Origin of the sequence: Chryseobacterium sp. PCH239, assembly GCF_018924625.1 — a bacterium.
GTDB classification, from domain to species: Bacteria; Bacteroidota; Bacteroidia; order Flavobacteriales; family Weeksellaceae; genus Chryseobacterium; species Chryseobacterium cucumeris.
On the sequence record NZ_CP073027.1, the window covers coordinates 4,127,273 to 4,142,555 of the forward strand.

A 15,283-nucleotide genomic window follows, 5' to 3' on the forward strand; every position below is an offset into this window, starting at 1 on the left:
GCTATGAAAAAAAAATCGATCTTTTTAATCGCCGCAACAGCTACGTTATACTTTAATAATGCTTATGCCCAGGAAACACCGCAGGATTCTGCAAAAGTTTCTTCCATCGATCAGATTGTCATTACAGGAAACTCAAATCCAAAGAAAAAAATAGAATCCAGTACAGCAATTTCCACATTTAGCTCCAAAGAAATTCAGAAACAGAACCCGATCAGTGCTGCTGCTTTATTGCAAAGAGTTCCGGGATTTGCTGTGGAAACTTCAGGTGGTGAAGTAGGAAACAACCTTTTCGCAAGAGGAATTCCTTCTGCAGGAGCTTATGAATTTGTACAGGTACAGGAAGACGGTCTTCCGGTTTTCGAAGACGGAGCACTTCAGTTTGCCAATGCTGACAACTTTTTCCGTGTAGACAATTCTGTCAACCGTATGGAAGCGTTGAGAGGAGGGTCAGGTTCTATTTTTGCAACCAATTCTCCCGGAGGTCTGATCAACTTTATTACCAGAGAAGGAACCAATGATTTCAGAGGTACGGCGAAACTTGAAACCAGTACCTACGGATTGATGCGTACCGATGTGAATGTAGGAGGCGCTTTGGTTCAGGATAAATTGTTTTTTAATGTCGGTGGTTTTTACAGAACAGATGACGGAATCAGAAAAACAGGTTTCAAAGCCAATAATGGGGGGCAAATCAGAATGAATCTGAAATATGTCTTTGATAAAGGCTATGTAAAAGTATATTACAAAAAACTGGATGACAGAAATACATTCTTCCTTCCGATTCCTTTAATCCAGAACGGAAATAAGCTGAAAGGATTCCAGGGCTTTGATCCTAATTACGGAACATATAGTTACAGAGCCATCAGCCAGCTGAATATTCCACAGGCCGGAGGTGGATTTTTCAACAGAAATCTTGAAGATGGAATCCATCCGAAAGTAGATGCATTGGGTGCAGAGTTTAAATATGATCTTGGAAATAATTTCAGTGTTTTAAACAAAACGAGATACACCAATATCAATATGAATTATACGGGGATTTTTCCGGCAGGAGGTCCAAAGCTAGCTTCTAAATATGCTACTGATGCCGTGAAAGATGGTGGGCTTGGTATGAGCAATTATCAGTATTCTCTCGTAAGCAACGGAGCTGTTGTTAATCCTGAGTATGTACAAAAATTAGGATTCTGGGCAATCGACAAACAGATGAATAATTTTGTGAATGATTTACAATTCAGTTATAAATTTGACAAAGGAAATGTTACGGCTGGTTTTTATAAATCCAACTGGAAATCTCAGCAATACTGGAACTGGAGTAATGTTCTGGCAACTGCTACAGACAGACCTGAACTTTTAAATCTGGTAAACCCGTCTATGAGCCCGTCTGATGACGGATACTCTAAAACCTACAATGGTGTGATGGATATGACATTTTTGCAAAGAAGAACTCAGACTCAGGGAAGTTTGAATGATCTTTATGTAAACTTAGAGTATAACATTACCGATGCTTTAAGTGTAAATGGAGGCCTTCGTTACAGCCATGATTATTACAAAGGAAATTTTGCCAATACCACCACTTCTAATTTAAATAATTCTGGATTAACAACTGATGGAACTCATGGTTTCAACACGACGACGGCTGATGATAATATGAGTGTATTGGGAAATAAATACACCTATTGGAACTTTAATGTGGATAAAGTTTCCTTTACATTAGCTGCCAATTATAAAATCAACAGAGAAAATGCGGTGTACGCGCGTTTCTCCAACGGTTTCAGATCTCCGAATGAAGAAGCTTATTACAACTATTTCTCCACTCCAAACCCTGATAAACCTTTAAAATCAGTAACCACCAATCAGTTAGAAGTAGGATATAAATATTACTCGCGTACCTTTGACATAGCGGTGATTCCATTCTATTCTACCTTGAATAATCTTTCATTTACAGATATCTTCTCTGATGGAAAATCTGAAAATACTTTTGCGAATACCCAAAACTATGGAGTTGAATTTGAAGGATATGCCCGTTTATTCAATAATATTTTAGAAGTTGCATTCAATGGAACCGTTCAAAGCCCGAAATATAAAAACCTTGAAGCCGGAAGTGTACTTGAAGGAAATGTGGTAAGAAGAATGCCAAAGTTTTATTTTAATATCTCACCGGCGGTGAACATTACCAAGTCATGGAGAGCCTATGTAAGTATGAATTATTATGGAAAACGTTTCCAGGATGAGAAAAATGTACAGACCCTACCTTCTTTTACAGAATTTGGAGCGGGAATGTCTTACCAGTTAGGAAGAATACGTTTTGCAGTCGATGGTACCAATATCTTTAACACTATTGGTATTACAGAAGGAGACCCAAGAGCCGGATCACCGAATGGAGACGGAATCATCATGGCCAGACCTATCATGGGAGCTGCTGCCAGAGCATCAATCACACTGGATTTCTAGACTCTATTTCTTAATAAAAACAAAACCGTCAGAATTTCTGACGGTTTTGTTTTTATTACTATTACTGTCCGATAAAGAGGATAAATATATTGAAAACAATATTTACGTCATAGATTAACAGGTCGCTCCTGCGGAGCTCTATTTTACCGGTGCCTCATTTTTTCTACTAACAGTTGATCCCGATGGGATCAAATACAGCTCCAATAGAAGCTAACTGTTAATGCACGGATTTGTTTTAAAATTATAGCTCCGTAGAGCGACCTGTTAATTATGTTTAAATTTAATCGGACAAAATAATTTTTATATAAGTATCAGACTTAAGTTTTGATTTCAGGGGTTGGTACAATTCAATCCCTCAAACCTTTTTACTTTAAAAACGGATTATACTGTTTCTCAAAACCAATCGATGTAGGATTTCCATGTCCTGAGAAAACCTGGGTATCATTATCCAGAATGAAAAGTTTTGATTTAATTCCTTCAATCAGCTGATCATAATTTCCTTTATATAAATCTGTTCTTCCGATACTGCCTTCAAAAAGAACATCACCGGAGATCATGAATTTTTGTACTTCGTTATGATAGATAACACTTCCCGGAGAATGTCCCGGAACATGATATATTTTGAACTTTTCTCCATCCAGATCAAGCTCATCACCTTCCTTCACATATTCTACATTCACTTTTACCGGATTGATCTGCATTCCGAATCTCATCCCGCTCGCCTGAAGCATATCCAGAACTTCCTGGTCTTCCTGATGCATATTCACAGGAACATTGAATTTGTCAAAAGCCCACTGAAGTCCCAATACATGATCAATATGAGCATGGGTCAATAGAATTTTCTGAATCTTCAGCCCTTTTTCAGCAATGAAGTTTTCAATAGCCTGAGTTTCCTGAGCATTCATATTTCCCGGATCAATTAACCAGGCGTTTTTATTTTCGTTATAAAGGATATAAGTATTTTCGCTCGCAAAGTTGAATACGAAACCTTGAATCTGAAGCATATCTGAATATTTTTTATTCAAAAATACGATATTATTAAGAAAATGGCTATTTTTCGTTATCTTCGTCATAATGAAAACTTTGCGAATACTCTTACTTTCTTTGGGCGGACTGGTTTTTGGACAAAATATCCAAAGTGTTCAGCTGTTCAATCCTCAGACCAATGATGAGACCCCTGTCATTAAAATTGGTGAACAATTGGTTTTAGGCTTTGATGATCTTACGAATGGCAGTCAGATCTATAGATACACATTCAAACATTATGACAGAAACTGGAATGAAGATAATCTGTTTTTTACAGAATTTGCTACCGGAAGTATGAATGCACTTCTGGATCAGTTTCAATATTCTTTCAATACGTTACAGGCGTATACCCACTATAAACTTGTTTTCCCGAATGATAAAATCCAACTGAAAGTCTCAGGGAATTATGAACTGATTGTCTACAAAGATTCGGCAGACCAGCCTCTGTTCAAAAAACGATTTTATCTTGTGGAAGATGTAACATCCGTGGGCTTGAATATTTCAAGATTTGCAGACGCAAAAAATCCAAATCTTAATCAGAGGGTAGAAGTGAATGTTTCGCCGAAAGGCGGAGATATTTCTTCCAATGTTAATTCAATTACCATGAATGTGATGCAGAATAACAACCCGAATATGGTGATATCCAATCTTAAACCGAGCAGTGTTTTAGGAAATCAGGTTTTGTTCCAGCAGATGAATCTTGTTTTCCCCGGAGATAATGAGTTTTATTATTTCGATAATAAAAATATGAATATGGCCGCCGATATGGTGCGTGCTACCGAAATAAAAGATGATGTCAACCAGACGTATCTGCATCCGGTATGGGCATTTCCTTTAAACTATCAGTACCAACCCGATGTCAATGGAGCCTGGTACTACAGAAGGAACGACTTAGGAAGAGAGAGAGATGCAGAAAGAGAAGCGGATTATTCATGGGTACATTTCTACTTGGATTCCGATCCTGTGGATAAAGAAATTTATGTGTTGGGAGGATTTAATAATTTTAAACCCAGTAAGGAAAATCAAATGCAGTATAATGCTTCTACCAAACAATATGTGGCAAAAATATTCCTTAAACAAGGTTTTTATAACTATGTTTTGGTAACAAAAGATGTAAACGGTTTGAATTTTGGAGAAGTAAACGGTAACTTCTGGCAGACAGAAAATCTTTATCAGGCGTTTCTTTATTATGCACCATTTGGAAGAAATTATGATGGGTTAATGGGATATGGAGAATTCAGAACACCCATTGCGAATAAACGTTAAGTAATTATAATTTAAAATATACATAAAAAATAGGGCTGTCTCTTAAGATAGTCCTATTTTTTTGTCCTTATTGAAAGAATTACTCTCTCAAATCTCATATTATGACTAATTTTCTTATAATATAATGCACTGCATAGTGAAAAATATTAATTCACAAAATTTTGATTTTAATTAATTTTTTTAACATGAAATTAACATTGTGGAAAAATTATATTTAAATAATTTTCTTTTTTTTAAAATCATTATTGTGTTTTATTTATTGATTTATAATATCAATTGAATTTTACTCATTGTTTTTGTTGTTTTATTGTGAAAAGTTTATAAATTCGTTACCACAATCAACCAATATTAATATGAAAACTAAATTTATCTTAGTGGCAAGCGTTGCTGCCTGCTCTTTTGTGTTTGGACAAAACACTCCATCGAAATTAGTTCCGGGTAAAAGCGGACTACATGCTGAATTTATGAGATTTGAAAAAAATGCACCTGCGTATCAGGGAACTCCTGTTTTATTTGACGAAGCTTCTCAGAGACTTTCTCCGGGACAAGCTCGCAAACTGGGGCTGGAAAAAGATGCATTGGGTTTTGAAACTCAAAGATTTCAACAGACCGTTAATGATATTCCTGTAGAATACGGAATGATGGCTGTTCAGACAAAAGACGGTAAAATTGTAGGACAGTCCGGAAAATGGGTTGTTAAAGTTCCGAAAGGGCTTGACAAAAGTGCCGGTCTTGCTGAAAATGCAGCATTGCAGAGTGCTTTATCTTTCGTAGGTGCTGACGCCTATAAATGGAAAAATAAAGAAGAGGAAGATTTTCTTAAAAAAGAAACAGGCGATCCCAATGCAAGCTATGCTCCTAAAGGTGAATTAGTATATTATTCAGATCCTGATGATGATAAGCTGAATGATTTAAGGCTGGCTTATAAATTTGATATCTATGCGGAGAAGCCATTAAGCAGACAATATGTTTTTGTAGATGCTAAAAATGGAAAAGTATTAGGAGTAGATGCAATCATTCATGAAGTAAATACCCCGGGAACAGCAGTTACCGGATATAGCGGAACACGTAGCATCACCACAGATTCTTATAACGGAAGCTATCGCTTAAGGGAAACCGGAAGAAATGCAGGAACTTCAGTAGAAACGTACAACCTGAAAAAAGGAACCAGCTATGCTTCTGCAGTAGACTTCACAGATACAGATAATAATTGGAATAATGTGAACACCAATAAAGACCAATATGCTACCGATGCGCATTGGGGAGCAGAAATGACAGTGGATTATTTCTATACAAAATATGGACGTAAGAGTATTGATAATAATAATTTTGCTATTAAATCTTATGTTCACTATTCTACAAACTATTTCAATGCATTTTGGGATGGTTCCAGAATGACTTATGGTGATGGAAGTTCAACAACAAATGGTGGAAAACCTTTGACAGCAATAGATGTATGTGGTCATGAGATTACACACGGATTGACTTCTAAAACAGCTAATCTTGCTTATCAGAGAGAATCCGGAGCATTGAATGAAGGTTTCTCAGATATCTTCGGAAATACCATTGAGCGTTGGGCAAGACCTACACAGGCAAGCTGGACACTGGGGGAGGATTTCAACTACGTGATCAGAAATATGGCGAATCCAAATGCTTATAGCCAGCCGGATACCTATATGGGAACCTACTGGAAAACTACTACCACTTCCGGTTGTGTTACACCAAGCCAGTCTAATGATTATTGTGGAGTTCATACCAATTCAGGTGTCCTTAACTTCTGGTATTATCTGCTGGTTACAGGAGGTTCTGGTACAAATGACAAAGGTTTTGCCTATAATGTTTCAGGAATTGGTCTGGATAAAGCCGGAGCAATTGCTTACAGAACATTAACGACTTATCTTACTTCTTCTTCTACCTATGCAAATGCAAGAACCTATTCTCTCCAGGCAGCAGCAGATCTGTATGGAGCAGGCAGTAATGAAGTAACCCAGGTTACCAATGCATGGAATGCTGTAGGCGTAGGTGGTGGAACTTCTCCGGCAGGAAAAGTGGCAGCCGCAGATACAGCTCTGTACACCATAAGTCCAAATCCTGCAACAGACAGATTTACCATCAATTTTGAAGGGAAAGCTGGAAAAGGAATTGTAGAACTGGTAAGCCTTACAGGTAAGAAAGAAATTTCTGAGAAAGTAGAAATGACTGATGGAGCCAATAAGCTTAACATCCAATTGCCTTCCAATATTCTTCCGGGAGTATATATTGTATTGGTAAACGGAGAGAAAGCAGGAAACCTTATTAAAAAATAGCACCAAACTTTTTAATATATTCAACAAAAAGGCCGCAAGTTAATTCTTGCGGCCTTTTGTATATTTTTAACTAAAAGAATTAAACTAAATAAAAATCATTCAGTTTTTCTTCACAAAGTATTTTTACCACTTCAATCCATCGATCTTCGTCATTCAGACATGGAATATAATGGAAGTTTTCACCGCCGCCATGCATAAACTGTTCTTTTCCTTCTACTGAAATCTCTTCCAGGGTCTCAAGGCAGTCGGAAACAAATGCCGGACATACAACAGCCAGGTTTTTTATTCCCTTTTTACCAATGGTTTCCAGGGTTTCGTCTGTATATGGTTCAATCCACTTGTCTTTTCCTAATCTTGACTGGAATGAAACAATCGTTTTTTCTTTAGGTAAATTCAATTTATCAATGACAAGCTGTGTCGTTTTATAACATTGATGACGATAGCAAAACTGATGACTTGGATTATCTTCTCTGGAACAACAGTCGTTAAGGTTACAGGTCTTGGTGGGATCTGTCTTATAAATATGTCTTTCCGGAACTCCGTGATAAGAAAACTGCAAGGCATCAAAATTTTCAGGAAGCTTTTCTTTAATACTTTCTGCAAGGCAGTTGATATAAATATCCCTGTTGTAGAAAGGCTGAATATAATTGATCTTTATAGTTGGAAAATTCTTTTTTCTCACTTCTTCCGCCTTTTCAATCACGGTTTCCGTGGTACTCATTGCATATTGAGGATATAATGGAAAAAGAACAATTTCAGTGACTCCCTGGTCAACCAGTTTCTGGATACCAGCTTCAATGCTTGGTTGCGCATATCTCATTCCGATTTCCACAGGAACATCTACCACTTTCTGAAGTTTTTTCTGAATTTGTTTAGTAATAACAATCAGCGGAGAACCTTCATCTGTCCAAACCGTTTTATAGGCTTCAGCAGATTTTGCAGGTCTTGTTTTCAGAATGATTCCCTGTACAAGAAGTGCACGAAAGATCCAACGGTAATCAATCACCCTTTCATCCATCAGAAATTCATCAAGATATTCCTTTACGTCGTTTACAGAAGTTGATCTCGGTGATCCGAGGTTGACTAGTAAAATTCCTTTCTTATTCAATATTCTAAATTTTAATTATGAAACAGAACTTATAAAATCTGTTACTAATTTTGATACTTTGGCAAAGGTATTACTTTCCAGTAAGCCATTGCCGTCAAATTTACCTTTTATCCCTTTTATTAATGCCTGATGTTTATCATCTGTTACAGCTCCAAGAGTCTTTAAAATTAATAATAACTCTTCGTGACCTCTTTCTCCACTGGCAGAAGCGGTAATCACAGCAACTGGTTTTTCCGAAAATACCGTTGTGGAAACACACCATTCCAACAGATTTTTTACTCTTCCCGGGATACTGAAAATATATTCCGGTGTGGAAAATATAACACCTGAAGCGTTTTTAATATCTTCTCTGATTTTCAGAACTTCTTCCGGAGTATGATCATCCGTTAATGCCGTATCAAAATGCGGAAGAACAGAAAGATCAGTATACATCTGAAAATCTGTAGTGCTGATATTTCGCAGCACCTGTTCCAGCAGTTTCTGATTGCTGGAATTTGCCGAAGCACTTCCTATAATCACCAAAATTTTCTTTCCGGGAGGCATTTCGGCAGTTTTATCCGTTTACAGCTTCCACTCTTTCTACTAAGTCCGGAACGAATTGTTTTAAAATATTTTCAATTCCGTTTTTCAAAGTAGCTGTAGAACTCGGGCAGCCGGAGCATGCACCCTGTAGTAGCATTTTTGCCGTTTTATTTTCCTGATCGTATTCCATCAGAGAAATTTTTCCCCCATCATTTTCTACAGCAGGAGCTACATATTCATTTAAAATGTCAGAAATTTTCTGCTCATCTTCAGTATAATCTCTGTTGATAATTTTCTCAACAGGGTTTTCATGTTTCTGAGGTTCTATTTTTGAAATTTCACCTCCGTTCTGAAGATATTCAGCGATAAGTGCACGAACAGTCATCATTACCTGGTGCCATTCAACTGAATTATCTCTTGTAACCGCTACAAAATTGTCCGAAATGAAAACTTCTGTTGCAAAATCAAACTCTTTAAAAATAGCCTGTGCTAAAGGAACTTCTTCAGCCGCTTCTTTCGATTTTACTTCCACAAAACCATCCATCAGCAGTTTGCTCGAAACAAACTTCATTACATTTGGATTCGGAGTCATTTCAGCATAGATCTGATACATTTCTTTTTTCTTTTGAAGATAAATTCTAGGGTTAGCCAGTAATTCATCCTCAATTACATTTTTCAGACTTTCAGCGACATGTTCCCATTCTATGGTATCCTGTTTTGCTACTGCTACAAAATTAGCGGTAATGAAAACTCTTTCCACAAAAGGATAATTGAAAAGTTCCTGTGCCAGAGGAATTTCCGAAATATCTGAATTTCTGTCCAGTTCTAAAGACCCCGGGATGAGATTGTAATCTGCTACAAATTTCATCACTTTTGGGTTTTCAGTTGGTTCTATAAGTACGGTACGCATTTTTTCGTTAAATTTGAGATACAAAAATACGCATTAGAAGTTAGAAGCTGAAAATTGAGAGTTAGATTTTTGCTATCACTGTAATTTAGAAGTTAGATATCAGAAAAGATAGTGTAATTTTCAATTGGGCACATTTTTACATTTCAAATAAATATTATGGCACTAATAAAACAGCTTTTAGGAAAAGCACCACAGATCGGAGAGAATACTTTCTTAGCAGAAACAGCAACTATTATTGGCGATGTTACAATGGGAAAAGACTGCAGTGTCTGGTATAATGCAGTGATCAGAGGTGATGTTCACTATATCAAAATGGGGGACAAAGTGAATGTTCAGGACAATGCAATGCTGCACTGTACGTATCAGAAATATCCTTTGAATATCGGGAACAATGTTTCCATAGGACATAACGCGATTGTTCATGGATGTACCATTAAAGATAATGTATTGATCGGAATGGGAGCTATTGTGATGGATGATTGTCTTGTAGAAGAAAACTCTATAGTAGGAGCTGGTTCTGTAGTGACTCAGGGAACGCACATTAAATCCGGAGAAGTCTGGGGAGGAGTTCCTGCAAGAAAAATAAAAGATATCAATGCTCAGTTACTGGAAGGAGAAGTGAACAGAATTGCAGATAACTATGTGAAATATTCATCATGGTATAAGGAGAATGTGAAGGATCATCAATTTTAGAATGTCAAGTGAATAGTGAATAATGAATAGTCAATTCGCTGCGCTTGTCAATTTTTGCGATCAGAATTCACCATTCACTTGCGAAGCAAAATTCACTTATTGACTATAAAATAGTGAAAGGTCAATGGTCAATTCGCTGTGCTTGTCAATTATTTTTGGCATCCATTTGCGAAGCAAAATTCACCATTGATCTATTTAAAAATAAATATAAAAGCTCTGTTCTGAAACAGAGCTTTTTCGATTTGATATAGAACCTTTGCTTTATTGTTAATTATTATCCGGTGTAATAAGTCTGATCTTGCCATTGACACATTTGAGTGATGTAGGTGGCTCGATCATCATACAGTCAGACGTAATATTATACTTTTCATTAAAAGCTTTCACTTTATCCGTATACTCATTCACCCTTGGTAAGAAAGTCGCTTCTATTTTCTTAGGGTAGGCAATGTATTGCTGAGGTCCACCGCAGGCTTTTGATCCCATAGGAGCAAATGCCCATTGGCTGGCATCCGTACATTTTTCTCCTGATACTTCAGATTCAATAGAAGCTTTTAATCTATCCAGCTGTGCCTGTTCATATTTCTGACTGTCTTCGTCAGCAGGTCTGTCTGCAATATCAACAGGAAGATTGGTATTGGCACTCTTTGATGTATTACACGAAACTAAAGTTAATGTAGTACACAATACTATTGCCGGGATATGAAAGAATAATTTTTTCACAATAAACTTTTTTCTTTTTAAGAATTTTCAAAACTTATGCCAAGGTAAGAAATTCAAATTCATTTCCGTATTTTTGACGAAGATGAATAATCATTTTTTTGACTTAATAGAATATACGAACAGAAGCGTTTTTTTAACCGGGAAAGCCGGAACAGGAAAGACGACATTTCTTAATGATTTTGTAAGGCGTACAAAGAAAAAGCATATTGTAGTGGCTCCCACGGGAATTGCTGCCATTAATGCAGGTGGAGTTACAATCCATTCCATGTTTGGGCTGCCGTTGAGAACCTTTCTTCCTACTACAGAAAGGATAGATACCAGTTTGGCTAATAATATTGCCGATCTGATGCCTCATTTCAAATACCGTAAAGATAAGCTGAAGCTTCTGAGAGAGGTTGAAATCATTATTATTGATGAGGTTTCAATGTTGAGGGCTGATGTTCTGGATATGATGGATTTTTCTTTGAGATTTATCAGAAGGAATAATCAGAGATTTGGAGGGGTACAGATGCTTTTTATCGGGGATTTGTTTCAGCTTCCTCCGGTGGTAAGGGATGAGCATATCCTGAAAATGTATTACAATTCACCCTTCTTTTTTGACAGCCATGCCATTAAAGAAATTCCAATCGTCACTATTGAGCTGACAAAGGTATACAGACAATCTGACGAAGAGTTTCTGGAAATTCTGAATGCAATCCGTGACGGCGATGTGGATAATATAGACTTTAATCATCTCAATGAAAGGTATGATCCTGACTTTGATATGGGAAAAGAATCCTATGTATATCTGTGTTCTCACAACAAAATGGCAGATGAGATCAATCAGGAAAAACTGGCAGAAATAAAAGTTGATCCTCAGGTGTATGAAGCTAAGTTGGTAGGGGATTTTAAAGAAAATCAATTTCCGAACGAACAGTTTTTAGAACTGAAAATAGGAGCTCAGATCATGTTTATCCGAAATGATATTTCCGGTGAGAAGAAATATTTTAACGGAAAGCTGGGCGAGATCATCGGATTGGATGAAAATGAAATCCGTGTTGTACTGGATGAAAGTGAAAGAGAAATTGTTGTCAAAAGAGAAACCTGGGAACAGAAAAAATATTTTCTTGATACTGATAAAAATATCCAGGAAGAAGTGTTGGGAAGTTTCGAGCAGTTTCCTATCAAATTAGCATGGGCGGTTACGATTCATAAAAGTCAGGGATTAACGTTTGATAAAGTGATTATTGATGCAGGAAAGAGTTTTACTGCCGGTCAGGTCTATGTAGCTTTATCCCGCTGCAGAACTTTGGAAGGAATTGTTTTAAAATCAAAAATTACCCCTGAAGTTATTTTCAAGGATAACAGAATTTTGCATTTCCACACAGATACGATTGCCAATGACCATGTAGAAGCTATTTTAAATCAGGAAAAATATGATTACAGCATCAGAAAAGTATTGCGTACGTTAGACTGTACATGGTTTTTAAAGGAAGTGGAGGAGTGGAATAACCTTTCCATTGTCACCAAGAATATAGACCACGTCAAAACCAAACAGCTTTATCTTCAGTTAAAACATGAAGCAGTAAATCTTGGAAAAATCTTTGAGAAACTGGAACGTATTATTTTTCAGAAAGTAAATAGTTTTATTGAACAGAAAGAAGAATGGTCCGAGATTGAAAGCAAATCAAAAGGTGCGGTTAATTTCTTTTTTACAGAAACCAGAAATAAGATTTTCGATCCTTTGAAAGAATTTTATGCTGAAATAAAAGGAGCGAAAGGTTTAAAACAATATAATGAAGAATTTAAAAGCTGGCTGGAAGACATTGAAGAATATCTGAACAGTCTGAAAGATATTCACTTACTTGAAACTAAACTTTTAGATGAAAAGAATGATAAGGAAATCAATCTGAAAATTGCTAAAGTTCCGTCACAGGTTTTAACTTTCCAGCTGTTTGAGCAGGGAAAAACGATCGGAGAAATTGCCTTGGAAAGAGGGCTGGTGAAAGAAACCGTTATTGGCCATCTTGCCAAATTTGCCGAGCAGGGATTGCTGGACATCGCCAGAGTCATTACTTCAGATAAAATCAAAGCTTTTGAAGATGAATTCTATAAAAATCCACATGAAACATTAACCGAGTGGAAGAATGCACTGCCAAGTCATTTTGAATTTAACGAAATCAGGATTTTAATTAATCATTATAATTATAAAAAAGAAAAGAACTCGTAAGAGTTCTTTTTTTATGGAGAGAGGATTCTTAAAAATTTAAGGATACATTGCATTGATGGTATTAATATCTCCGGTAGTAAATCCGGTTCTGGTATAAGTAAAATTGCTGTTATCAGCTCTTGTAATCGTTGGTAACCCATTTTTAGAATAGGAGGTTGGCCAATACATCATCACCGAATTAATATTAAATGGTCCTATATCTGTTCCGGAATTATAGATATTGAAATTATAAGACTGTCCGCTTTGAATATTGTTCCACAGGATTTTTACATATTGATCCCTGTCTTTACGCGTATGTTCATGGTAAAGTCCTACTGTATGTCCCATTTCATGAATCACTGAACCTACAGAAATATACTGATCCAAAGAAACGGTTTGTTTTCCACCCTGATATCCGATATGAGCCCAGCCATCAGATCCTGATGAGCTTCCGAAAATAAATTCCACATAATTAGCCTGGTTGGTACGGTAGATCCACTGTGTATTCGTTTTATTATTGTACTCGCTGATGGCAGAGTTGATTTTGTTAACATTGATGGAACCCATATTGCCGGCAATAGTATAATAAATTTTACCATTCGGCCATCTTGAATAGCTTGCACCGCCTTTATTAACTTCATTACCTTCTGATAATTGTTTGTCGGTAAGAACAATATCTCCCTGGAAAAAATTCATTCCGTTTTTTCTTTCATAGGTAATTTCCTGGCCGTTCAATTGTCCTTTTTTTACATTGTCTGCGTTGAAGGCATTGGTTTGAGCTTCAGAAGTAATTTCTTCATTGTTTTTGCTACAAGACGAAAATATTGCAGCAATAAGAAAACTCATAAAGACAGTTTTTCCTGTCAACATCTGCTTATAAAACAGGCTGTTTGTTTTTTTGTTCATATTAATTATTTTTAAGATTTGGTATACGAATATAATTAATATTTCTCTTTTTATTGAATTATTTTTATTAAAATATACTTATTCTTATTGTTTATTTTAAAAATCACTTAAACGAAAGCCTGTAAAATAAAAAAGGTTCTGAAAATGTTCAAAACCCTTTTATTTTTATTCGTTTAGCATATCTTGATTGACTCTGTAGCCAACGATTTTTATGTCTCCTTCTTTATTCTTCTCTAAAGTAAAAGATTCTTCTGTTTTCTTAGTCCCTCTTTTTACATTGTACATAAAGAAGTATTGACTCCGTGCATTACTTCCCTTCACAACCATTGTTTCCCATTTGGCAAGATTATATTCTTCAACGGGACCAATCGCATTGACTGTATTCATAAGTTTTACAAGTTTTTCTTTATCTGTCACTTCGAAAAACTTCTCGCCAAATAACTTATAAATATCATCCGGATTTTTTCCGTATCGAAGTTCCCAATAAAATTTTATGGGAATTTTTTCACCATCTGTTTTGTCAGACTCTCTGTCTTTATAAAATTGATTGTAAGAACAGCTTATTAAAAGGAATGATAAAAGGAGCAAATAAATATTTTTCATTTAAATTTTAGTGTCAAAGATTAATTTTCTTCGGTTGTTATCATAAATAGTAGCATGATAACTTTCGTCTCTGAATTCAGTTTCTGTATTTTCTATTTCATTAAATAAGTTTTTGTCTGTCCGGGAAAATTCAACAATTTCAAAATACTTTTCATCAATATAGTTGAAGTCTACCAGTTTTAGATAGTCATTAATAGAGTTTTTATCAATCATAATTTTTCCACCACCAAACTGATGTCTGTTGTGACCATTTTTTTTAACGCCGGACACCCAATATTCTTCTCCCGTTTCTATATCAAAATGATTAGCATTGATTCCTGGCCTTTTGAGTTTTTTGAGTGCCTTGTTATCGAAATAAACAGTTTGCCCTGATTTTGAGAATTCTACAAAACCAATCCATGCAGGTCCGTGATGACCATAGGATTTGTTTTCGATATACATTATTTTTCTTTTCATGTCCTTTAATGATATTGCAATTTACCCAAATATTATATAAAATAAAGCTAAAAAAAATTTTCATTCCAATAGTTTTTCCCTGAACTGATCAATTGTTTTTATTAATTACAAAAAGTAACTAATGCAGTTTTTAT

General features: G+C 35.9%; 13 protein-coding genes. 5 read left to right on the forward strand and 8 right to left on the reverse strand.

Annotated elements, in window-relative coordinates:
- Window positions 1-3 precede the first annotated feature (3 nt).
- A complete protein-coding gene (locus KBP46_RS19015; protein WP_216443912.1) occupies window positions 4-2,445 on the forward strand; it encodes a TonB-dependent receptor in 2,442 nt (813 codons plus the stop codon).
- A 365-nt stretch (window positions 2,446-2,810) separates the two neighbouring features.
- Here KBP46_RS19015 and KBP46_RS19020 read toward each other — a convergent pair whose 3' ends face one another.
- A complete protein-coding gene (locus KBP46_RS19020) occupies window positions 2,811-3,449 on the reverse strand; it encodes an MBL fold metallo-hydrolase (protein WP_216443913.1) in 639 nt (212 codons plus the stop codon).
- Between the two features lie 70 nt (window positions 3,450-3,519).
- On the opposite strand from KBP46_RS19020, the gene KBP46_RS19025 reads away from it, so the two are divergent.
- On the forward strand, window positions 3,520-4,737 hold the full coding sequence (locus KBP46_RS19025; RefSeq protein WP_216443914.1) for a DUF5103 domain-containing protein: 1,218 nt from the start codon (window positions 3,520-3,522) through the stop codon (window positions 4,735-4,737).
- Window positions 4,738-5,090: 353 nt separating this feature from the next.
- Entirely contained in the window at window positions 5,091-7,043 is a 1,953-nt protein-coding gene (locus KBP46_RS19030) for a M4 family metallopeptidase (RefSeq protein ID WP_123279192.1), read from the forward strand.
- A 79-nt stretch (window positions 7,044-7,122) separates the two neighbouring features.
- Here the strand turns inward: KBP46_RS19030 and hemH are convergent, their stop codons facing one another.
- The 3 genes from hemH to KBP46_RS19045 are packed head-to-tail and all read right to left on the reverse strand — an operon-like array spanning window position 7,123 to window position 9,583.
- Window positions 7,123-8,151 carry a ferrochelatase gene (gene hemH / locus KBP46_RS19035; RefSeq protein ID WP_062676217.1) on the reverse strand — a complete coding sequence of 343 codons (1,029 nt, stop codon included), beginning with the start codon at window positions 8,149-8,151 and terminating at the stop codon, window positions 7,123-7,125.
- A gap of 15 nt (window positions 8,152-8,166) precedes the next feature.
- Window positions 8,167-8,694 carry an NADPH-dependent FMN reductase gene (locus KBP46_RS19040; RefSeq protein ID WP_216443915.1) on the reverse strand — a complete coding sequence of 176 codons (528 nt, stop codon included), beginning with the start codon at window positions 8,692-8,694 and terminating at the stop codon, window positions 8,167-8,169.
- A gap of 10 nt (window positions 8,695-8,704) precedes the next feature.
- Window positions 8,705-9,583, reverse strand: a complete 879-nt coding sequence (locus KBP46_RS19045) for a NifU family protein (RefSeq protein WP_062676215.1) — start codon at window positions 9,581-9,583, stop codon at window positions 8,705-8,707.
- Between the two features lie 156 nt (window positions 9,584-9,739).
- On the opposite strand from KBP46_RS19045, the gene KBP46_RS19050 reads away from it, so the two are divergent.
- Window positions 9,740-10,276 carry a gamma carbonic anhydrase family protein gene (locus KBP46_RS19050; RefSeq protein WP_034694954.1) on the forward strand — a complete coding sequence of 179 codons (537 nt, stop codon included), beginning with the start codon at window positions 9,740-9,742 and terminating at the stop codon, window positions 10,274-10,276.
- A 267-nt stretch (window positions 10,277-10,543) separates the two neighbouring features.
- Here the strand turns inward: KBP46_RS19050 and KBP46_RS19055 are convergent, their stop codons facing one another.
- The gene (locus KBP46_RS19055; RefSeq protein ID WP_123279194.1) at window positions 10,544-10,996 is read right to left on the reverse strand and encodes a hypothetical protein; all 453 of its coding nucleotides are present in this window, start codon (window positions 10,994-10,996) and stop codon (window positions 10,544-10,546) included.
- An 82-nt stretch (window positions 10,997-11,078) separates the two neighbouring features.
- Between KBP46_RS19055 and KBP46_RS19060 the strand changes: the two genes are divergently transcribed.
- The gene (locus KBP46_RS19060) at window positions 11,079-13,205 is read left to right on the forward strand and encodes a helix-turn-helix domain-containing protein (RefSeq protein WP_216443916.1); all 2,127 of its coding nucleotides are present in this window, start codon (window positions 11,079-11,081) and stop codon (window positions 13,203-13,205) included.
- 36 nt (window positions 13,206-13,241) lie between these two features.
- On the opposite strand, the gene KBP46_RS19065 is transcribed toward KBP46_RS19060, so the two are convergent.
- The 3 genes from KBP46_RS19065 to KBP46_RS19075 all read right to left on the reverse strand — a co-directional run bounded on the left by KBP46_RS19065 (window position 13,242) and on the right by KBP46_RS19075 (window position 15,149).
- On the reverse strand, window positions 13,242-14,090 hold the full coding sequence (locus KBP46_RS19065; protein ID WP_216443917.1) for a M12 family metallopeptidase: 849 nt from the start codon (window positions 14,088-14,090) through the stop codon (window positions 13,242-13,244).
- Between the two features lie 165 nt (window positions 14,091-14,255).
- Window positions 14,256-14,693, reverse strand: coding sequence for a hypothetical protein (locus KBP46_RS19070; protein WP_216443918.1), 438 nt, complete (start codon window positions 14,691-14,693; stop codon window positions 14,256-14,258).
- Window positions 14,694-15,149, reverse strand: a complete 456-nt coding sequence (locus tag KBP46_RS19075; protein ID WP_216443919.1) for a hypothetical protein — start codon at window positions 15,147-15,149, stop codon at window positions 14,694-14,696.
- Between the last annotated feature and the right edge of the window lie 134 nt (window positions 15,150-15,283).

Bases quoted from the DNA above. Each gene is read 5' to 3' on its own strand.
- KBP46_RS19050 (WP_034694954.1), top strand. From the start codon at position 9,740: ATGGCACTAATAAAACAGCTTTTAGGAAAAGCACCACAGATCGGAGAG.
- KBP46_RS19040 (WP_216443915.1), bottom strand. From the start codon at position 8,694: ATGCCTCCCGGAAAGAAAATTTTGGTGATTATAGGAAGTGCTTCGGCA.
- KBP46_RS19060 (WP_216443916.1), top strand. From the start codon at position 11,079: ATGAATAATCATTTTTTTGACTTAATAGAATATACGAACAGAAGCGTT.
- KBP46_RS19070 (WP_216443918.1), bottom strand. From the start codon at position 14,693: ATGAAAAATATTTATTTGCTCCTTTTATCATTCCTTTTAATAAGCTGT.
- KBP46_RS19045 (WP_062676215.1), bottom strand. From the start codon at position 9,583: ATGCGTACCGTACTTATAGAACCAACTGAAAACCCAAAAGTGATGAAA.
- KBP46_RS19015 (WP_216443912.1), top strand. From the start codon at position 4: ATGAAAAAAAAATCGATCTTTTTAATCGCCGCAACAGCTACGTTATAC.
- KBP46_RS19075 (WP_216443919.1), bottom strand. From the start codon at position 15,149: ATGAAAAGAAAAATAATGTATATCGAAAACAAATCCTATGGTCATCAC.
- KBP46_RS19025 (WP_216443914.1), top strand. From the start codon at position 3,520: ATGAAAACTTTGCGAATACTCTTACTTTCTTTGGGCGGACTGGTTTTT.
- KBP46_RS19065 (WP_216443917.1), bottom strand. From the start codon at position 14,090: ATGAACAAAAAAACAAACAGCCTGTTTTATAAGCAGATGTTGACAGGA.
- KBP46_RS19020 (WP_216443913.1), bottom strand. From the start codon at position 3,449: ATGCTTCAGATTCAAGGTTTCGTATTCAACTTTGCGAGCGAAAATACT.
- KBP46_RS19030 (WP_123279192.1), top strand. From the start codon at position 5,091: ATGAAAACTAAATTTATCTTAGTGGCAAGCGTTGCTGCCTGCTCTTTT.